General features: G+C 61.2%; 13 protein-coding genes. 7 read left to right on the top strand and 6 right to left on the bottom strand.

The features are described from left to right. Nucleotides 1-28 precede the first annotated feature (28 nt). Together DAD186_RS03365 and DAD186_RS03360 are read left to right on the top strand one after the other, a co-directional pair. Nucleotides 29-802 carry a ZIP family metal transporter gene (locus DAD186_RS03365; RefSeq protein WP_065247494.1) on the top strand — a complete coding sequence of 258 codons (774 nt, stop codon included), beginning with the start codon at nucleotides 29-31 and terminating at the stop codon, nucleotides 800-802. Between the two features lie 72 nt (nucleotides 803-874). Further along, on the top strand, nucleotides 875-3,109 hold the full coding sequence (locus DAD186_RS03360; RefSeq protein WP_065247493.1) for an NADP-dependent isocitrate dehydrogenase: 2,235 nt from the start codon (nucleotides 875-877) through the stop codon (nucleotides 3,107-3,109). A gap of 20 nt (nucleotides 3,110-3,129) precedes the next feature. On the opposite strand, the gene DAD186_RS03355 is transcribed toward DAD186_RS03360, so the two are convergent. The 3 genes from DAD186_RS03355 to DAD186_RS03345 all read right to left on the bottom strand — a co-directional run bounded on the left by DAD186_RS03355 (nucleotide 3,130) and on the right by DAD186_RS03345 (nucleotide 6,805). Further along, nucleotides 3,130-5,040, bottom strand: coding sequence for a potassium transporter Kup (locus DAD186_RS03355; RefSeq protein WP_065247492.1), 1,911 nt, complete (start codon nucleotides 5,038-5,040; stop codon nucleotides 3,130-3,132). Between the two features lie 151 nt (nucleotides 5,041-5,191). Beyond that, on the bottom strand, nucleotides 5,192-5,686 hold the full coding sequence (gene tpx / locus DAD186_RS03350) for a thiol peroxidase (protein ID WP_065247491.1): 495 nt from the start codon (nucleotides 5,684-5,686) through the stop codon (nucleotides 5,192-5,194). Between the two features lie 111 nt (nucleotides 5,687-5,797). Further along, a complete protein-coding gene (locus DAD186_RS03345; protein WP_065247490.1) occupies nucleotides 5,798-6,805 on the bottom strand; it encodes a PPK2 family polyphosphate kinase in 1,008 nt (335 codons plus the stop codon). Between the two features lie 421 nt (nucleotides 6,806-7,226). Between DAD186_RS03345 and DAD186_RS03340 the strand changes: the two genes are divergently transcribed. Beyond that, nucleotides 7,227-7,685 carry a hypothetical protein gene (locus tag DAD186_RS03340; protein WP_065247489.1) on the top strand — a complete coding sequence of 153 codons (459 nt, stop codon included), beginning with the start codon at nucleotides 7,227-7,229 and terminating at the stop codon, nucleotides 7,683-7,685. Nucleotides 7,686-7,870: 185 nt separating this feature from the next. Here the strand turns inward: DAD186_RS03340 and DAD186_RS03335 are convergent, their stop codons facing one another. After that, on the bottom strand, nucleotides 7,871-9,058 hold the full coding sequence (locus tag DAD186_RS03335) for an MFS transporter (RefSeq protein WP_065248695.1): 1,188 nt from the start codon (nucleotides 9,056-9,058) through the stop codon (nucleotides 7,871-7,873). 1,359 nt (nucleotides 9,059-10,417) lie between these two features. On the opposite strand from DAD186_RS03335, the gene DAD186_RS11135 reads away from it, so the two are divergent. Next, nucleotides 10,418-10,681, top strand: coding sequence for a ribbon-helix-helix protein, CopG family (locus DAD186_RS11135; protein WP_065247487.1), 264 nt, complete (start codon nucleotides 10,418-10,420; stop codon nucleotides 10,679-10,681). Nucleotides 10,682-11,066: 385 nt separating this feature from the next. Here DAD186_RS11135 and DAD186_RS03315 read toward each other — a convergent pair whose 3' ends face one another. Continuing rightward, nucleotides 11,067-12,326 carry an MFS transporter gene (locus tag DAD186_RS03315; RefSeq protein WP_065247485.1) on the bottom strand — a complete coding sequence of 420 codons (1,260 nt, stop codon included), beginning with the start codon at nucleotides 12,324-12,326 and terminating at the stop codon, nucleotides 11,067-11,069. A gap of 185 nt (nucleotides 12,327-12,511) precedes the next feature. On the opposite strand from DAD186_RS03315, the gene DAD186_RS03310 reads away from it, so the two are divergent. Further along, on the top strand, nucleotides 12,512-13,447 hold the full coding sequence (locus tag DAD186_RS03310) for a DUF808 domain-containing protein (protein ID WP_065247484.1): 936 nt from the start codon (nucleotides 12,512-12,514) through the stop codon (nucleotides 13,445-13,447). 19 nt (nucleotides 13,448-13,466) lie between these two features. Here the strand turns inward: DAD186_RS03310 and DAD186_RS03305 are convergent, their stop codons facing one another. Beyond that, nucleotides 13,467-13,979 (bottom strand): phosphoribosyltransferase, encoded by a 513-nt coding sequence (locus DAD186_RS03305; RefSeq protein ID WP_065247483.1) that lies wholly within the window; start codon nucleotides 13,977-13,979, stop codon nucleotides 13,467-13,469. Between the two features lie 224 nt (nucleotides 13,980-14,203). On the opposite strand from DAD186_RS03305, the gene DAD186_RS03300 reads away from it, so the two are divergent. Further along, nucleotides 14,204-16,831 (top strand): MMPL family transporter, encoded by a 2,628-nt coding sequence (locus DAD186_RS03300; RefSeq protein ID WP_065247482.1) that lies wholly within the window; start codon nucleotides 14,204-14,206, stop codon nucleotides 16,829-16,831. 53 nt (nucleotides 16,832-16,884) lie between these two features. Continuing rightward, a complete protein-coding gene (locus DAD186_RS03295) occupies nucleotides 16,885-17,529 on the top strand; it encodes a hypothetical protein (protein WP_065247481.1) in 645 nt (214 codons plus the stop codon). Nucleotides 17,530-17,531 lie beyond the last annotated feature (2 nt).

The following is a 17,531-nucleotide window of genomic DNA, read 5'->3' as shown; positions in this document are numbered from 1 at the left end:
GTCCTGCTTTTTGATAATAATTCTTAACATGCTGACCGCGCTCGCCCTCACCACAATTGCCGGGCTCGCCACGATCCTCGGCTCTCTCATAGCCTTGAGTGAACGTGCCCGCGAACCGAAAGCCCTAGGCGCAGCTCTCGCGTTCGCCGCAGGTGCGATGCTCACCGTCAGCGCTCTCGAGCTCCTCCCCCACTCGATCGGTGTGCTCGGAGCGGGCACGACCACCCTTTACTGCGTCGCCGGCCTCGTCATTATTGGCGCCCTCGACCTTGCCTCGCGAGCGTGGGAGCGCCGTGCGGTCACGAGCGCTAGGGAGGCGACGCAACCGTCGGACTCCTCACGTGCACGAGCACTTTTGCGCACGGGCCTCATCACGGCTCTCGCACTCACCGCGCACAACATTCCCGAGGGGTTCGCGACGTTTTCGAGCGCACTCCAGGACACCGCGTTCGCACTCCCGCTCGCTGGCGCGATCGCGCTGCACAACATCCCCGAAGGGGTCGCCGTCGCCGCCCCCATCCTCCACGCGACGGGGTCACGAACGAAGGCCATCGCCGCGACAGCGCTCTCGGGGCTGTCCGAACCAGTCGGAGCCCTCGCGCTCTACGGGCTCCTCACCGCCACGGGGCACGCCGCGAACCTCGAATGGGCAAACCCCCTCATCGCAGGGGTGATGATCGCAATCAGCGCGGTCGAGCTCCTCCCCCTCGCCTACACGCACTCTCGGCTCACGCGAACCCTCACGTGGTGTGGCATCGGTGCGCTTGTCATGGCGGCGAGCCTATGGGCGCTCGGCGGCTGAGCACGAGGTTTGCACCCCGCCGCGGCCTGGTACGTTTGAGAAGTTCGTGACCGTCACCGCGAGGAGAAACTGATGTCCGCCATCATGTACACCATCACTGACGAAGCCCCCATGCTTGCGACCGCCTCGCTCCTGCCAATCGTGCGTGGCTTCGCCTCGAAGGCTGGCGTCGACATCGAAACCCGCGATATTTCACTCGCCGCTCGCATCCTCGCCGCATTCGCGGACCGCCTCCCCGAGGACCAACGCGAACGTGATGCACTCGCCGAGCTCGGCGCCCTCGCGCGCACCGCAGAGGCGAACATCATCAAGCTTCCCAACATTTCGGCCTCGGTTCCGCAGCTCAAAGCCGCGATCGCCGAACTTCAGGCACGCGGTTACGACCTCCCCGACTACCCGGATAGCCCCGAAACCGACACCGAACTCGACGTCCGCGCGCGATACGACGCCGTCAAAGGCTCCGCCGTCAATCCGGTGCTCCGCGAAGGCAATTCTGACCGCCGCGCGCCGCGTGCAGTCAAAAACTTCGCGAAGGCCCACCCGCATCGCATGGGCGAGTGGAGTACCCACTCGCGCACCGAGGTCGCCACCATGAGCGAAGGTGACTTCCGCTCGAGCGAACGAAGCTTCGTCGTTCACGGCGACAAAACCTTCCAGATCGTCCATGTCGCCACCGACGGCACCGAAACGATCCTCAAAAACGCCGTGACTGCCGAGGATGGCGACATTATTGACGCAAGTGTCATGAGCATCGGTGCCCTGGAGCAATTCCTCACCGCTCAGATTGAGAGGGCCCGCGAGCGCGACGTTCTGTTCTCGCTCCACCTCAAGGCCACGATGATGAAGGTCAGTGACCCCGTCATCTTCGGTCACGCGGTGCGCGCGTTCTTCCCCGAGGTCTTCACGCGGTTCGGGGCAAAACTCGAGGATGCGGGACTCTCGGCAAACAACGGTCTGGGCGCGATCCTCTCGGGCCTCGAGGCGCTCGATGCCGAGACCGCCGAGGCGATTCGCACGCTTGTGAGTGACCGCCTCGCCGAGGGGCCCGAGCTCGCGATGGTCGACTCGGATCGCGGCATCACGAATCTTCACGTGCCGAGCGACGTCATCGTGGATGCGAGCATGCCCGCGATGATCCGCACGGGCGGAAAAATGTGGGGGTCCGACGGCGCCCCGCACGACACGCTTGCCGTCATTCCCGATAGCTCCTATGCCCCCATCTACCAGGTTGTGATCGACGATTGCCGCCGCCACGGCGCGTTCGATCCGGCGGGCATGGGAACCGTGCCGAACGTCGGCCTCATGGCGCAGAAAGCCGAAGAATACGGCAGCCACGACAAAACTTTCATCGCCCCCGCAGACGGGCGAATCGAGATCCGCTCGACATGCGGGTGCCACGACGCGGCGCTGACATCGCACACCGTCCAGGCCGGCGATATTTTCCGCGCGTGCCACACAAAGGATGCACCCGTGCGAGACTGGGTGGCTCTTGCCGTGCGTCGTGCACGCTTGAGCAACACTCCCGCATTTTTCTGGCTCGATCCCGAGCGCGCGCATGATCGAGAGATCACAGCGAAGGTCGAGCATTACCTTGGCGAGGAAAACACGGACGGTCTCGATATTCGAGTGCTGAGTCCCGTCGAGGCGATGAAGGAAACCCTGGAGCGCACACGTGCCGGGCTCGACACGATCTCGGTCACGGGAAACGTGCTTCGCGATTACCTCACTGACCTCTTCCCGATCATGGAACTCGGCACGAGTGCGAAAATGCTCTCGGTCGTGCCGCTCATGGCGGGCGGTGGCCTGTTCGAGACCGGTGCCGGTGGCTCCGCACCGAAGCACGTGCAGCAGCTCATGAGCGAAAACTACTTGCGCTGGGACTCGCTCGGCGAGTTCCTTGCGCTTGCCGAATCACTCAGGCATCTCGCGCGCCACGACGGCAATCGAGAAGCCGAGGTTCTCGCGAACGCGCTCGACCGCGCAACGGAAACCCTTCTGAACGAGGGGAAGTCGCCCGAACGCCGCCTCGGTGGCATCGACAATCGCGGCTCGCATTTCTTCCTCGCGCTTTACTGGGCGCGCGAACTCGCGTCACAGACGGACTCCCCCGTGCTCGCTGAGACTTTTGCGCCCGTCGCGCATGACCTGAGCGAGGCCAAGGAACAGATCGAGCAAGAACTTCTCGAGGTTCAGGGCTCACCCGCAGAGATAGGCGGCTACTACCGGCCTGCCCCTGAATCAACAGCAGCGGTCATGCGCCCCTCGGCGACGCTCAACGCGATCATCGACCAACTCGCTGCGCGCTAACGCGCCCGCCTCGAGCTTCCCTAGAAGCGCAGGTCGGTCTCGACTCCCATCGAACGCGCGACCGGCAAATGGAAGTGGTCGCTCGCGCGCGCCTGGTTCTTGAACATGACGCGGAAGAGTTTCTTCGCGACGAGCGTTGCGAAGGACGCAGGCGCAAGCACGAGGTTGGCGCGCGCTGTCACGAACCACGTGGATTTCAATCGCTGATTGCTCCAACGCTCGCTCGCATCGGGGCACGAGGCGAGAAGACGCATCGCCTTCGGCACGTCCAGGTGTTCCTTGAAGCCGAAGTGGACGTTCACGCATTCGACGCCGTCGGGCACGCCCGGGACGTCCAGAATCTTGATGCGATCTTCCGCGTTCACGCGCGGAACGGGCTCGGTCGTCACCTCGGCAATCACGACGCGCGAGTGGATAGCGCGATTCACGCGCGTTTGCGTGAGAAGCGCGAGCGGCGGTGTATGGACATCCTGGTGGAGGTACACGACGGTTCCCGGGAGCTTTTGGAGCTGCTTCTTTTCCGTGCGCGCCACGAATTCCTCCCACGTACCGCACAGGTCCCGGCGGCGCTCACGAAGGCGATCGGCGCCGAAACGCCACACGTGCATTGTCGCAATGCACAGCGCCGATACGACGAGGGGAATCCATCCTCCCGTGAACACTTTCGCGGCGTTGGCCGCAAACAGGAAGAGCTCGGCGCTCGCAAAGAATGCGACCACGACGATCACCTTCCACAGCGCCCACTTTCGCACGTGGCGAAGGTAGAGGAACAGAAGGGCAGTCGAGAGGAGGAACGATCCCGAAACGGCGATGCCGTACGCGCTCGAGAGCCCCTGCGAGGAGCGGAAGGCAAGGATGAGCACGAGTGCCCCCACGCACAATAGCCAGTTCACACCGGGCACATACACCTGCCCCTTGTGCTCGCTCGTATACGTATGCGATAGGCGCGGAAGTAGACCGAGGCGCTGCGCCTGCATCGACACGCTGAATGCCCCCGCAATCACGGCCTGTGAGGCGATGATCGTCGCGAGAGTCGCGAGGATGACGACTGGAAACTGCAGCGAGTGAGGCACAAGATCGTAAAACGGGTGGCTCGCGTTGCGTTCGCGAAGTACGAGCGCACCCTGCCCCAGATAGTTCAGTGCGAGGCACGGAAAGACGAGCACGAACCACGCCCTCGCGATCGGCCCTCGGCCAAAGTGCCCCATATCCGCATACAGTGCCTCGGCGCCCGTCACCGTCAGCACAACAGCGCCAAGTGCAAAAAATGCCAAGAGCGGTTCCGTCACGATGAAGCCGAGAGCGTGATGCGGAGAAAGCGCCCCGATGATTTCCGGAGTCTTCACGATTGACAGCACGCCGAAGGTCGCGATCACAAGGAACCACACGATCATGACGGGCCCGAACGCGCGTCCCACGACGCCCGTTCCCCACCGCTGAATGCTAAAGAGGGCAAGCACAAGCACGAGGGCGATGGGCACGACGAGCGGTCCAAGGGCGGGAGAGGCCTCTTCCAAACCTTCCACTGCCGACAGGATCGAGATGGCCGGGGTGATGAGCGAATCGCCGTAAAACAAACCAGCCGCACACATACCGAGCACCATCACCGCACCGAGCAGACCTCGCGTGCGCGCGCTCGACAGGACGGATGTCAGAAGCGCCGTGAGCGAGAGCTCGCCGCCCTCACCGTCGTTATCGGCACGAAGGAGCACACCTATGTACTTGATGGAGACCGTGAAGGTGACTGCCCACAGCACGAGGGACAACGCGCCAAAAATATGTTGGGGATCAGGGGGAAGCGGGTGGCCGTCGGCCTCTGTGAAGAGCGCTTGGAATGCGTAAATCGGCGATGTGCCGATGTCTCCGAAAACAACGCCGAGGGCGGCGACGGACAGTGCAAAAATACCTTGTGAACGGGCGTGAGTTGTCATCACGACCGACGAGTCTAACCTGGCCCCATGGGTCAAGAAACCGTTAAGGCTGTCTCGTGGCTCACGAATCCGTAAGGCCGTACAGCGGCTATCAGGCCCACATACGAAAGCGCCCCGGCACACACCGGGGCGCTTTCGTACTGTCGCGAAATCAGAGAGCCGCGAGTGCAGCCTCGTAGTCGGGCTCGTCATCGACACTCGGCACGAGCTGCGAGTGCACAACCTTGCCGGTTTCGTCGGCAACGAGCACGGCACGAGCGAACAGGCCGGCGAAGTCACCGTCGGACAGCACCACGCCGTAGTCCTTGCCAAAGCTCGAACGGAACGCCGAGAACGTGTGGACGTCATCGAGGCCCTCGGCGCCACAGAAGCGCTCCTGCGCGAACGGAAGATCCACCGATACACCGATCACGACGGTGTTGTCGAGCGAGGATGCCTGCTTGTTGAACGTGCGCAGCTGCGCCTGGCACGTGGGGGTGTCCACAGAGGGGAAGATGTTTAGCACGATGCGCTTGCCGGCGAAGTCGTCAAGAGTGACATCTTTCAGCTCGGCGTCTGCAAGGGTGAACGCGGGAAGCTGATCGCCAACTTTGGGGAGCTCCCCGTTCGTCGACACGGTTGCGCCTTCAATGGTGACTTCTGCCATCGTCAATCCTTCTTTCATCGCTATGTCCGGCCGCGACCTGCGGCCCTGCCACGTCTCGTACAGTAGAGCCGCCATCTGACCGTTGCCAGAAAGCGGGATGCCTTCGCACGCCTACGCCTTCTCCGATTTCATACGCTCAATGGCCTTCTTCACATCAAAGTCGGCTTTCGGATAAGCGGGGGCGATGCGTTCGAGAGCATCGGTCAGAAGCTGCTGAACAGCCAGTCGCGCGTACCACTTTCGATCCGCGGGGACGACGTGCCACGGGGCCCACGGCGTGTGCGTCTCGCGGATCGCGGCGTCGTACGCATCCATGTAGGCATCCCAATGCTCTCGTTCGTCGAGGTCGCCCATTTTGAACTTCCAATGCTTGTCCTCACGCTCGAGGCGCTCGAACAGCCGCTCCCACTGCTCCTCCTTAGAGATGTGAAGCATGACCTTCACGACCTCGTAGCCTCGTTCCTCGACGAGTTGCTTTTCAAACCTGTTGATGTCGCTGTAGCGCTTCGCGAGAGTCTTGTCATCTGCCCACCCGTGGACGCGGTGAATGAGCACGTCCTCGTAGTGCGATCGATCGAACACTCCAATGAAGCCCGGCTCAGGAAGCGCTCGGCGAATACGCCACAGGAAGTGGCGATTCTTCTCTGTTGCCGTTGGCGCCTTGAAGCCCTTGATCCGTACGCCCTGCGGGTCAACAGCGCCCACCACGTGGCGCACGATTCCGCCCTTGCCGGCCGTGTCCATGCCCTGAATCACGAGAAGGACACGTCGGCCATTGTCCTGGCCACGATGCTCAGCCCACAGCCTCTCCTGGAGCTCACTGAGGTACGCGGTGCGGGCGGCGAGGATCGCTTTGCCGTCCTGCTTGTCGCCGTCAAAGTCGAGCCGCGCCTTCGTCGAGAGGTCGCGCACGGAGGTGAAGCCCTCAAGGTCGAGCGGGAGCTCGTGCCCGCGCGGGCGCGCGTCCACATAGGTGCCGTCCTCGACGATGTCGAGCGCAGCATCACTCACCTTTAGGTGTTTCTTTGCCTGATCGAGAACGATCTGTTCGCGCTGTTCACGCACGGGCGCCTGAGCGCTCTTAGTGCTCTTTTTGCTCTTCTTGTTCTTTTTGGCCATGCCTTCAGTCTAGGAAGCGGCGAGGGGCCCTCCCTAACCCACGCTTACTTCGAGGCTCGCCTGTGCCTGAGAGCGATGAAGCGCGTCACGATGAGGGCACCGAGGGCGATGGCAGCCGTCGACACCCAGACCACCGCGGCAGCCGAGCGGAAGAAAACCGGCGCCGAACGCGCCCCATAAAATCCGCGCCCTCGACGACACGGCAGGCACCCCACATGCGACCTCCCCTTCCGTCGCCCCCCAAAAAACCGCACGCAAGCTCCATAAACACGGCCAAGGCTCTCAGACAACCTCATCATCGACGCCTAGGAACACCCCTACCGCATCGCGCACGCGTAATTCACATGACTGTCAGGCATAAAATGGCGTCTCCTGATAGACAATGTTTGACCCGGCTGTATCACGTATCGAAGGGGATTCGGTGAAGAAGAAGTTATGGTCAACGATTCTGGCCTGCGTATCCATCGTCCCACTCCTCCTATCCCTCCAAGGCTGCGGCGACGCCCTGAGCACGGAGATACATGCCGATGACTCACCGCAAGTATTGTCGAAAGCTTGGGGGATTGACGTCCCCGCCTCTATGACTACTGAAGAGTTTTACAGCAGCGATGTAGGGTTCACAGGCGACGGAGACTATCTACGCGTAATGAAGCTGCCCAAGGCAGACCAAGTTGGGATGTGGGCTCCAGCTAACTTCCAAGAATCGCCAGATGAATGGGTTGGTACGACCGTCACCACCAACTCGAACGCCCCATTCAAACTGGACGATTTCAGTGATCTGCGGTGCCATCCGGTCACCAAGAGGGAAGATGGGTCTTATCTGATGCTCTGCTACAGCAGAGCATCAGATAATTACTATTCCTTCGAATCGATATTCTAAATCGATCCATCTTTAAACGCTAATCACTATCGGGTATGGCCTTCCCCCACGCCCGAGCACAACCCACCTCGTCATCCCCACCGAACGCAGCGTATTACGCACCTTCGGCTCACGCTGACAGGTCGAAACGTTTTGAAAGTACTCGGACCACTTGCCTTAGGACGACGCGGGTTGATGTAGTGCCACTAAGCGGACTGGCGTGTGAGGACGATGTAAGCGGTAACTGCCGCGGCGGTGAATATTGGCCAGATAATGAGGGGGACGGTGATCGCGCCAACATCGGCGAGAACGCCTCCAAGGAGTGCAGCAAAGGGGACAGTGCCCATCGTTACCATGCGCATTGCCGCGCTCGTGCGGCCGAGGTACTTCTTATCCACCGCTTTTGCTACGTATGAAAACCCAGCGATGTTGGCGATGGTGAGGGTAAAAGCCCAGCACACTGATTTAATGAGAAAGAGGGTGTGCGCCCACGATGGGATGAGGAGTGCCAGAATCGGCAGACACGCCACGATTGCTTGCGTGATGGAACTCCAAATGTAGAGCGTTCGCACAGGGATAGCATTCATGACTCGGGGCGCGATCACTGCGGCGAGGATCCCTACTGCCGCGGAAACCGTTCCAAGGATGCCGAAAAATGGCATTCCAAGATCCAACACGCGCAGGATCACCACGCTAACCATTGAGTCGCTCAAGGCGAGGCCAACGTTGCCTGCTGAAATCAGACATACAGCACCGAGAAGGAAACGGTTGGTTCCAAGAATTCGGAAACCGTCGGTCAGTTTCTGCGAGAGAGGTCGGTTGTCTTTTCCGGGATGCGTCGATTCACTGCTCTCGTCCGCTGAGTGGATAGTCGTGTTTTGGTTGCTAGAGAACTGCTGCTGCCTGAGACGTTGCAGTATTCGTAGCGCAAAGAATAGAGATAAGGCAAAGAAAAGGATGGCGACACCGGTAGTTGGGGTAGTGCCGAAGAAGGTCAACGCTAGGCCGGCTGCCGCAGGCGCGATGACCCCTGCAATGGAATCCGCCATCGCCATCCTAGACACAGCGTTTTCGATCCGGTCGTCAGCCCTGGCGATAAAGGGCACGAGACTCGTTTGGGCATTTTCCGAAGCAATTATCGACACCCCAAGGAAAAAGACGATTGCCATGAAAAACACAGGATTTTCCAGCCCAAAGTGGAGACCGAGGCACAGGGATGCGCCGAGAAGTACCTTGAGTGCAAGGGAGAGCGCTAGGACTGTCTGCGGTTTGTAGCGGTCAACCAGAAGCCCGATGGGGAGCGCCAAGAAGATTGCAGCTCCCGCCTCGAGGAAGTCCAGAACCCCTATCTGGGTGGTAGAGAAGCCAAGGAGTGAAATTGCGATGATTGACATGGAAGAGTCAACAAATTCACGCCCGGCAGCATCGCTTGCGTTAGAAGCTTGGAGAGAACGTAAGAGATATCGTTCTGAGTTTTCTTGTATCAAGATCACTTACTATCTTTACTCAGGGCATGCAAAGCCCTGGGGGCGTTCTTATACTCAATGATGACATCTAAGTTCGGTGCATATCTGACATCCTCAACCAAGCTGGCGGGAGTGCCAAGTTCTTTGCGACGCTCCATGAGTGCCTTTCTAAGATCGCTTTGCAGCTGCAGAGGCGAGCGATCCGAATCTTCAGCTTGCGCCGGAGCGAGCCCCAGTACACTCCCCCATCAGTGCTGCTCCAACTAGAGTGTTTCGAGAGTATTTACTCTCCGCACTAGCCTTTCGGTAACTAGAAGCCGACAGGGAAGAAGAGCCCAGCCACCGCAATTCCGACGACAATTGCACTCAGTGTGAACCCGGCTCGAAGCCCTCGCCTCACGCACATCCCGAGGCTCAATATTGCCAGAGCTCCGCAGATGACCAGCCCCGTGGGGATAATTCCCCCTCCAAGGCTGTTTAGCCATCCCACCAAACCTGCAGGGGGAAACCGCACACACATGATGACCAAGGCTAGGGACACTGGAATATAAGCAATCCAGTTTTTTCCTGCTTCCCGCTCACTGAGTCGGTGGGTCGCCTGTGCATCCATCCATCGCTCCATGTGGCGAGAATAACACTCACCCCTCGCTTACGTTACGTAAATCAAAAAGTCATCAGCCGACTTCGAGACCCAGCGACGCAAAACAATGCGCGGCAGCCGATAGGCCCAGTGAAACGATGCCCTTTGTTAGGCGAATTTTCCGCACCGCCCGCGGCAAGATCGTGTGGGGACAGTTAACTCTCCATCTTGCATCGCTGGCTAGCGCGTCGACCAGGCGTCGATTCACGCCACCACGCTGCGGGCTGTCACCTGGCGGACAATCGCCGCACACCACTCACGCGGCGCTCGACCTCGAAAAGAAGCCCCACAACACCACCTGTAATGCTTTACAGCTATACAGCCAACGAACTCCCAGGCAGGAACGTTGCGTCGAGCGCACGCGGACGAGTCCCCTCCGCCACTTAAGCTCGAGAGGCTCCTTCATTGTGCCCCAGTCTCCAACTCGCCAGCATCTTAAGCGCCACCCTTCTCCGCTGCACAAAGCGCGCAATCGTGCGGCAGAAGCTCGCCAACCTCCGCACCCCCAGTGCGCTTTAGGCCACCAGAAGACGGCGGTCCACCAGCTCGTGCCCCACCTTTTCCCTAGCACGGTGCGCGTAAGCAAGTTCGATGCAGTGCACCGCACGTCTAGACAGCACCCACCACTTTCGTATGACAATAGTGGCGTGGGTAAGAAAAGAATCATCCACGGCCGAGAAGTAAGCGAAGGCCAAGTGCAGGCCTGGGCCGACGAAGCCGAGGCTGGATACGACGTTGAAGAACTCGCCCGTCGTTGGGGCCGCCCACCACGCGCCGAGAAAGCCTCCAAAGTCATCCCCACACGCTTTTCTGACGATGAATTAGCCAGCCTCATGGAACGCGCTGAACGCGAAGGGATCGACCGTTCGACAGCAATCCGCGCCGCCGTCAGGCAGTGGGCCGCCGCATGATGCCTGCTCCCTCCGTTCCGCGCGTCGGCGGGGTTCTTACAGCCGGGCTAGCAGCCCTTACACTTGGGTTCTTGCTTATCGAGGGCGACGTAGAAATCGGCGCGGTGACCATCCCTCACAATCCGCTGTGTGGGTGGTGTGCTGTCGCCGCAGGGTTTTTGTTCATGCTCGCTGCCGCACTGATCTACGTGCGGGGCAGAAAGAAGTAGTGCCCTGAGCTGCGAAGCCGGGGCGCCAGGGTTACCGAGACGTTGAGTTTTGCGACAGGTCCGAATACGCGCCGCGCACTATCGGCAATCACCAGCCCGTGAGCACGATCAGTGCTCTTTTTGTTCTTCTTGCCCTTTTTAGTCTAGGAAGCGGTGGTGCCCTCCCCGACTCACACTTACCTCGTGGCTCGCCTGTGCGTGAGTGCGATGAACCGCGTCACGATAAGGGCACCGAGGGCGATGGCAGCCGTCGACACCCAGACCGCCGCGCGAAGCCCGGCGCTATCCACGATGAGGCCACCAATGATCGCGCCCCCACCGATCGAGATGTTGAATGCCGCGCTATTGAGGGCAGTGCCCGCCTCGACCCGATCCCCCGCCTCAGCGTTGACGAGCGACTGAATCGACACTGAGGCCATGCCGCCAAAAAAGCCCCACGCAGCGATGATGAGAAGAGCATTGACGGGGGCGGACATCACGGTCGCGACGAGCGTCAGCGAAAGCGCCGTACCCACCGCAAGGACAAGAACCGCCAGGGCAGCCGAGCGTTTGATGAGCGGGCCCGCGGCGAAGTTTCCGATGAGGCCGAGCGCCCCGTAAAGCAGCAGGTACATGCTGATCTTTTCGAGATCGACGTGGGCAAAGTCTTGAAGGATCGGGCTCACGTAGCTGTACGAGACGAACTGGCCGGTCACGATAATGAGCGTCAGCACAAATGCGTAGCGCACGCCGCGGATCTTTACAGCGCCGAGGGTCGAGCGCACGGTTTCCACCGCGGCCGACTGCACGGGCCTGACCATGGCGACCATCATGAGGCCCACGACGAGGGCGAGAATACCCGTGGCAGCGAACGCTCCGCGCCATCCGAGCACCGTTCCGAGCCACGTCGCAAGAGGCAGGCCAAGCACGAGCGCGCTCCCGTTCCCGGCAAACGCAATGGTCAATGCAGTCGTGCGGTCCTCTTTTTTCACCTGGCCAACCGCGACGAGCGGAAGCACGGGCCAGTTCATCCCGATGGCAATCCCGGTGAAAATGCGCGAGGCAAGAAAAAGCGGCCACGAGGTGGAAAAGAAGGAGATCGTGCAGCTCACGACCACTGAGAGAAGAGCGAGTAGCAGCACGGTCTTGCGGTTCAAGGAGCGAGTCACGCTCGGCACGAGCAGGGCCACAACGCCCGCGATCACCCCGGGGAGGGTCACGGCGAGTCCGACGGTTCCTCGGCTCACACCGAGGTCGTTGGAGATAAGCGTAAGCACGCCAATGGGAAGCTCTTCGATGGTGATAAGCGTGAAGATCCCGAGAGCCAGCGCGACCACCGCGATCCAATTCGAGCGCTCCGGCTCGCTGTTCGGTGCTGCCTCCGGGAGGGTCGACGGATCGACCTCCGGGTTGATCGCGGGAATCGAGCCTGTCACGGTAGGAGGAACAGCCGACACGGCACACTCCTTCATCGGTATGCGGCAGACACTTCCGGTGCCTGGGCTCACGGATGTTGACCCGCGCAGCGCCCAACACTCTAGAAAAAGTCGGGAGACTCCTCCAAGTTGTGGTGGCGGGATTCACCGCGCAGATACCCATAAAATGGGAGCGCTCTAGACGCGCACACCGGAAGGTTTTCCTTATGGCCATTGGCTTTGCCGCACTGCTCGACGATATCGCCGCCCTCGCGCGCATGGCCGCGGCCAATGCGGACGATGTTGCCGCCGCATCAATGAAGGTCAGCGCCAAGGCAGCGGGAGTCGTCGTTGACGACGCAGCCGTAGCTCCGCAATACGTGCGCGGCGTCAACCCCAAGCGCGAGCTGCCGATCATTTGGAAAATCACGAAGGGCTCCTTGCTCAACAAGGCCATCATCCTCGTGTTCGCACTCCTCCTTTCGCAGTTTGCGCCGTGGGTCCTCACGCCGCTTCTCATGCTCGGCGGAACGTACCTATGCTTCGAGGGCGCGCACAAGATTTGGGAGCTCGTGACGGGCGATAAGGCCGCCAAGGACTCAGAACCCTCCGTCGTGAAAGGCGAAGAGGCCGAAAAGAAGGTCGTATCGGGGGCCGTGCGCACCGACTTCATCCTCTCCGCCGAGATTATGGTGATCTCTCTCAACGAGGTCGCTGACCAGCCCCTCGTGGACCGTGCCCTCATCCTCGTGGTCGTCGCGATTGTCATCACTCTCGCCGTTTACGGCGTCGTGGGGCTCCTCGTGAAGATGGATGACGTTGGGCTCGCGCTCACGAAACGAGACTCAGGCGCCGCGAAGACGTTCGGCGCATGGCTTGTGCGGGCTATGCCTGTCGTCATGACCATCATCAGCTACGTCGGCATGTTCGCCATGCTGTGGGTGGGAGGTCACATCATGCTCACGGGCCTCGACGAACTCGGGCTGCACGCACCGTACGCCCTCGTTCACCACCTCGCTGAGGGTGTCGAGGGAATCGCGGGCGTAGGCGGCGTGCTCGCCTGGCTCGTCGATACGCTGTGCGCCCTGGTGTTCGGCCTCGCGTGGGGCGCCGTCGTGGCTGGCGTGTGGGCGCTGATCCCGTGGGGGAAGAAAGCCCACTAGCGCCAGCGAGGCCGGCCGCCTACTTTTCCGTGGGGGTGACTGGCGGTTCAGCCGACCAGGGGAACACGATCCAGTCGGCGGTGTGCTTCCACACGAAGTGCGGCTCGACAACCGACGTCGGCTTCGAGTACAGGACCGCGGAGCGCGCCTCGGCTCCTTGAGCCTCGAGAAGCTCGAGTACGAGCGCGAGGGTGCGGCCGGAATCGGCAACATCGTCGACGACGAGCAGGCGCTTGCCTTCAATAGCCTCGGTGTCAAGGAGCGGCGCGAGAAGGACCGGATCGGGAAGGGTCTCGTGCACGTCGGTGTAAAACTCGACGTTGATAGCGTCGGCAAGTTTGAGTCCCAGAGCGTAAGCGAGGGACCCCGCTGGCAGAAGACCGCCGCGCGCCACCGCAATGATGATTTCGGGCTCGAAATCCGAATCGGCGATGGCCTGGGCAAGCTCGCGACTCGCGGTGCCGAAGGTGTCCCACGTGAGGACCTCCTTGACCTGCAGATCGCTCGAGTCGGCGTGGTAGGCGCCAGTCACGGTGTCCTCATTTCCCCGGTATTCCCGGATTGCACCGACACTTGGCCGGCGGTGTGTGCGTTGTTTTCTCCCCCGTCGGCCCTTACGGGACCCACCGGTCGTAGCTCCATTCTAGGGGTGAGATTCGCAAAGCTACTACCGAGTGTATAAACTGGCCATCCCCTCGCTTGTAGTCGCCGATCCTCACGATAGGCACCTCACCAGTGACAACAGCAGGAGCCGGGATGCTTGATTATTGTGCGTCTCTCATCGTTCGCGCGCGGCACCTCATCGTCGCCCTTGCGGCATTGTGCGCGGTGTTCTTTGGCGCATTGATTCCCTTCGTCGACGTGAATGCCGACATGGCGAAGTACCTGCCATCCGCATCACCGATGCGCGCAGGTACCGAAGTCCTCACCGACCAGTTCGATGACCCCGATCTTTCGACATTTCGAGTCATGGTGGAGGGACTCGCTGACGACTCGGAGCGCACAGAGGCCCTCGCTGCCCTCGAGAAGCTTGAGGGGGCTCACCGCGTCACCTCCTCAACGAATGCCACTGCTGCCGACGGCGACCCAGCTCGATACATCAACGGTGACCACACACTCTTCGTCGTCTCCTCCGAATCCGACTACGCAGACCCGGCGGCGACATCCCTAGCCGAGGAACTCTCCGCACTGAGCGAGTCCGGACTGAACGGGCACCCCCTCACTTTCACGAGCGATAATCCGTCGACGAGCGGTGAGCTTCCCCTGTGGATCGCGGCCATAGCCGTCGCCCTGCTCGCCGCAATCCTCATCGCGATGAGTGCGTCGTGGATCGAGCCTCTGCTCTATCTCGCGACGATCGGCATCGCCGTGCTGCTCAACATGGGATCCAACGTCTTCCTTGGCGAAATCGCCGAAGTGACGTTTTCGATTGCCGCGATCCTCCAGCTCGTCTTGTCGATGGATTACTCGATCATCCTCGCCAATCGGTATCGGCAAGAACGCGCCGCGCAGAAAAGCCGCGGTGTGGACTCCGTACCGGAGGCGAGCGCAATCGCCATGCGCCGAGCCCTGCCCAAGGCCTTCAGCGCAATCGCCTCGGCATCGATCACGACCATCGTTGGCCTTCTCATGCTCATCTTCATGAGCTTCAAGGTTGGCGCTGACCTTGGCATCGTCCTTGCCAAGGGCGTGGCGATCTCGATGCTGACCGTTTTCACGGTCCTTCCCGCGCTCCTTGTCATGTGCGACGCCTTGATAGCGCGCACACCAAAACCGTTCCTCAGTCCCCGCCTGGGCGTGCTCGCTCGGCTCGAGCACGCTGCACGATGGGTCGTGCTCGCTGTGTTCATCGCCATTCTCGCGGGTTCCGCGTTTCTCCAGTCCCGCACGGAGACGGCGTACACCCTTTCGACCCCCGACCGGGTCGCCGAGCATTTCGCCCCCGATAACGACATCGCGCTCGTCTACCTCAATTCGAACGCTGAGCACATTCATGAGATTGCTGATGCCGCGAAGCGCGATCCGCACGCGATCAGCGTGATGGGCTACCCCACGACCGTCGGGGCGCCTCTCACGAAGGGCGAGATGAAAAGCACCCTGGAGGAATTTGGGGGCTCGCACGACTCCCGGAGCGCGAGTGGGAGCACGGACGGGTCCGACGGCTCCTTGGCCCTCAACGACACGGCCCTTTCGATGGTGTATTTCGCCTACCACGACGGTCAGGCGGGGACGATGACGCTACGAGAATTCGTGGCTGCCGCTCGCGAGGCTGAAAACCTCAGCCAGAGGGGCGGACTCGCCTCTTTCACCTCGGGCAGCATCGGCCGGTTTGAAGGAGTCGACGCTCTCGAGCACGCACTCGAGTCAGGTCAGGTCCCCGGTGACGTTCGGGGCCGTGAGTTCACCCCGGGGCAGCTAGCGTCGGCCCTGAACAGCATGAAGGAGCGCGAGAGCGAGGGCGGCCACGCAGGCGGCGCGAGCGACGCGGCTCCTCTCAATGAAGACGATCTCACTCAGCTCTTCATGCTGCACCGCGCGCTTCATGAATCGGATCCGTCCTGGACGATGTCGATCGATGGCCTCGTGCACTTCCTGCTCGAGGAGTCCGGGCAGGGCGGGCGATTTGAGGGGCAACTGAGCACTGAGCAGGTCTCCCAACTCGAGAACGCCGCAGCAGACATCGGCGATGTTCGCACGCGGTTCGTGGGAACCGAGTTCTCGCGCTTGATTATCCGTACTGACTACCCGAAGGAAAGCCCGGAAACTCTCGCGTTCGTCGAGAATCTCGTCGATCTCGCAGACGCCAAGGTTCCCGGTGAGCATTTCTTCGTGGGCGCCTCCGTGATGGTGTACGAAATGCGCGCGGGATTCGGCGCGGAAAATGTGAAGATCGCGCTTTTCACTGCGGCCGCGATATTCATCATTGTGGCGCTCACGTTCCGCTCGATCGCAGTGCCGGCGATTCTTGTGTTGCTTGTGCAGGTGGGCGTCTTTCTCACCGTGAGCACCGTCGGGCTCCAGGGATACAGCATGTACTACCTCGCGATGCTCATCGTGCAGTGCATTTTGATGGGAGCCACGATCGATTACGCGATCGTCCTCACGACGTACTACCGGGAGGCGCGGCAGAAGCACGGGGTGCGAGATTCGCTTGCGCGCGCCTATGACGGTTCGATTCACACAATCCTCACCTCGGGCCTCATCATGGTGCTGGTGACCGGCGCGATCGGTTTTCTGTTCTCAAATCCGACGGTTGCCCAAATCTGTCGAACCATCGCGATCGGGGCGTTGGCGGCGATCATCCTGATCGTGGGAGTTCTGCCTGCGCTGCTCGCCGTTCTCGACCGGGTGGTGGCTCCGAAAGACGCGGCACCACGCGCATAGGGACACGGCAGCGAAAGGGCACGACGCCGTTCGATGCGGCCTAGAATTGCCCTATGGTCATGCATGAGGTAAAGGTTCTCGTCCCCGAAGATCGGCTCGCCGATTTCTACACGCGTTTTGGCACGTGGCTCGCGGGGAGCGACGCCGCCTGGCCCAAGGCGAATGACAACGTGCGCAAAAAGCCCGCGACCGAAGGCGGCGCCCTTGCGGAAACTCGCCCCGCCGCAAGCGCGCCTCAAAGTCCAGGCGGCGAGCGCGCCGTGAACCGAAGCATGGACGAGGCAAAACAGGCGTCGGACCGCACTCCCCCTGTGCCGGAAAACCCGCGCCGCAGCGTCGCTGCCATCCGCCCCACCTCGAGTGATCAGGACTTGCTTGACGGTGCCATTGAGTGGTGGCGTTCCCTCAAACGCAACGAGCGAGATATTTTTACCCTCTTTATGGACGCTGCGCCGAACACGCTCGGAGCGTCAGAGATCGTCGCAGCGCTCGGACTCAAGAGTGAACGCGTGATCCCCGGCGTTCTTGCGTGGCCGCGCCGCAAGGCTGCCCGCGCAGGGTTCCCGCTCGCGTGGAAGTTTGAGCACGATGCCGATGGCAAGGCCCACTACGGGCTTCGCAATATGCCCGAAGTGTCGATGAGCGCGACCGAATACGCGACTCTCTTACGCGAGGCGAAGCGCAAGGTCGAGGGCTAGCG

It is taken from the genome of Dermabacter vaginalis (assembly GCF_001678905.1).
Lineage (GTDB): Bacteria > Actinomycetota > Actinomycetes > Actinomycetales > Dermabacteraceae > Dermabacter > Dermabacter vaginalis.
The sequence above is the reverse complement of the archived record's forward strand: the minus strand, read 5'-3'. Positions and strand labels throughout refer to the sequence as shown.

What these genes read in the sequence shown, in the direction of transcription:
- DAD186_RS03365 (WP_065247494.1), top strand. Translation starts at nt 29, where the DNA reads ATGCTGACCGCGCTCGCCCTCACCACAATTGCCGGGCTCGCCACGATC.
- DAD186_RS03355 (WP_065247492.1), bottom strand. Translation starts at nt 5,040, where the DNA reads ATGACAACTCACGCCCGTTCACAAGGTATTTTTGCACTGTCCGTCGCC.
- DAD186_RS03360 (WP_065247493.1), top strand. Translation starts at nt 875, where the DNA reads ATGTCCGCCATCATGTACACCATCACTGACGAAGCCCCCATGCTTGCG.
- tpx (WP_065247491.1), bottom strand. Translation starts at nt 5,686, where the DNA reads ATGGCAGAAGTCACCATTGAAGGCGCAACCGTGTCGACGAACGGGGAG.
- DAD186_RS03310 (WP_065247484.1), top strand. Translation starts at nt 12,512, where the DNA reads ATGGCCATTGGCTTTGCCGCACTGCTCGACGATATCGCCGCCCTCGCG.
- DAD186_RS03300 (WP_065247482.1), top strand. Translation starts at nt 14,204, where the DNA reads ATGCTTGATTATTGTGCGTCTCTCATCGTTCGCGCGCGGCACCTCATC.
- DAD186_RS03335 (WP_065248695.1), bottom strand. Translation starts at nt 9,058, where the DNA reads ATGTCAATCATCGCAATTTCACTCCTTGGCTTCTCTACCACCCAGATA.
- DAD186_RS03295 (WP_065247481.1), top strand. Translation starts at nt 16,885, where the DNA reads ATGGTCATGCATGAGGTAAAGGTTCTCGTCCCCGAAGATCGGCTCGCC.
- DAD186_RS03345 (WP_065247490.1), bottom strand. Translation starts at nt 6,805, where the DNA reads ATGGCCAAAAAGAACAAGAAGAGCAAAAAGAGCACTAAGAGCGCTCAG.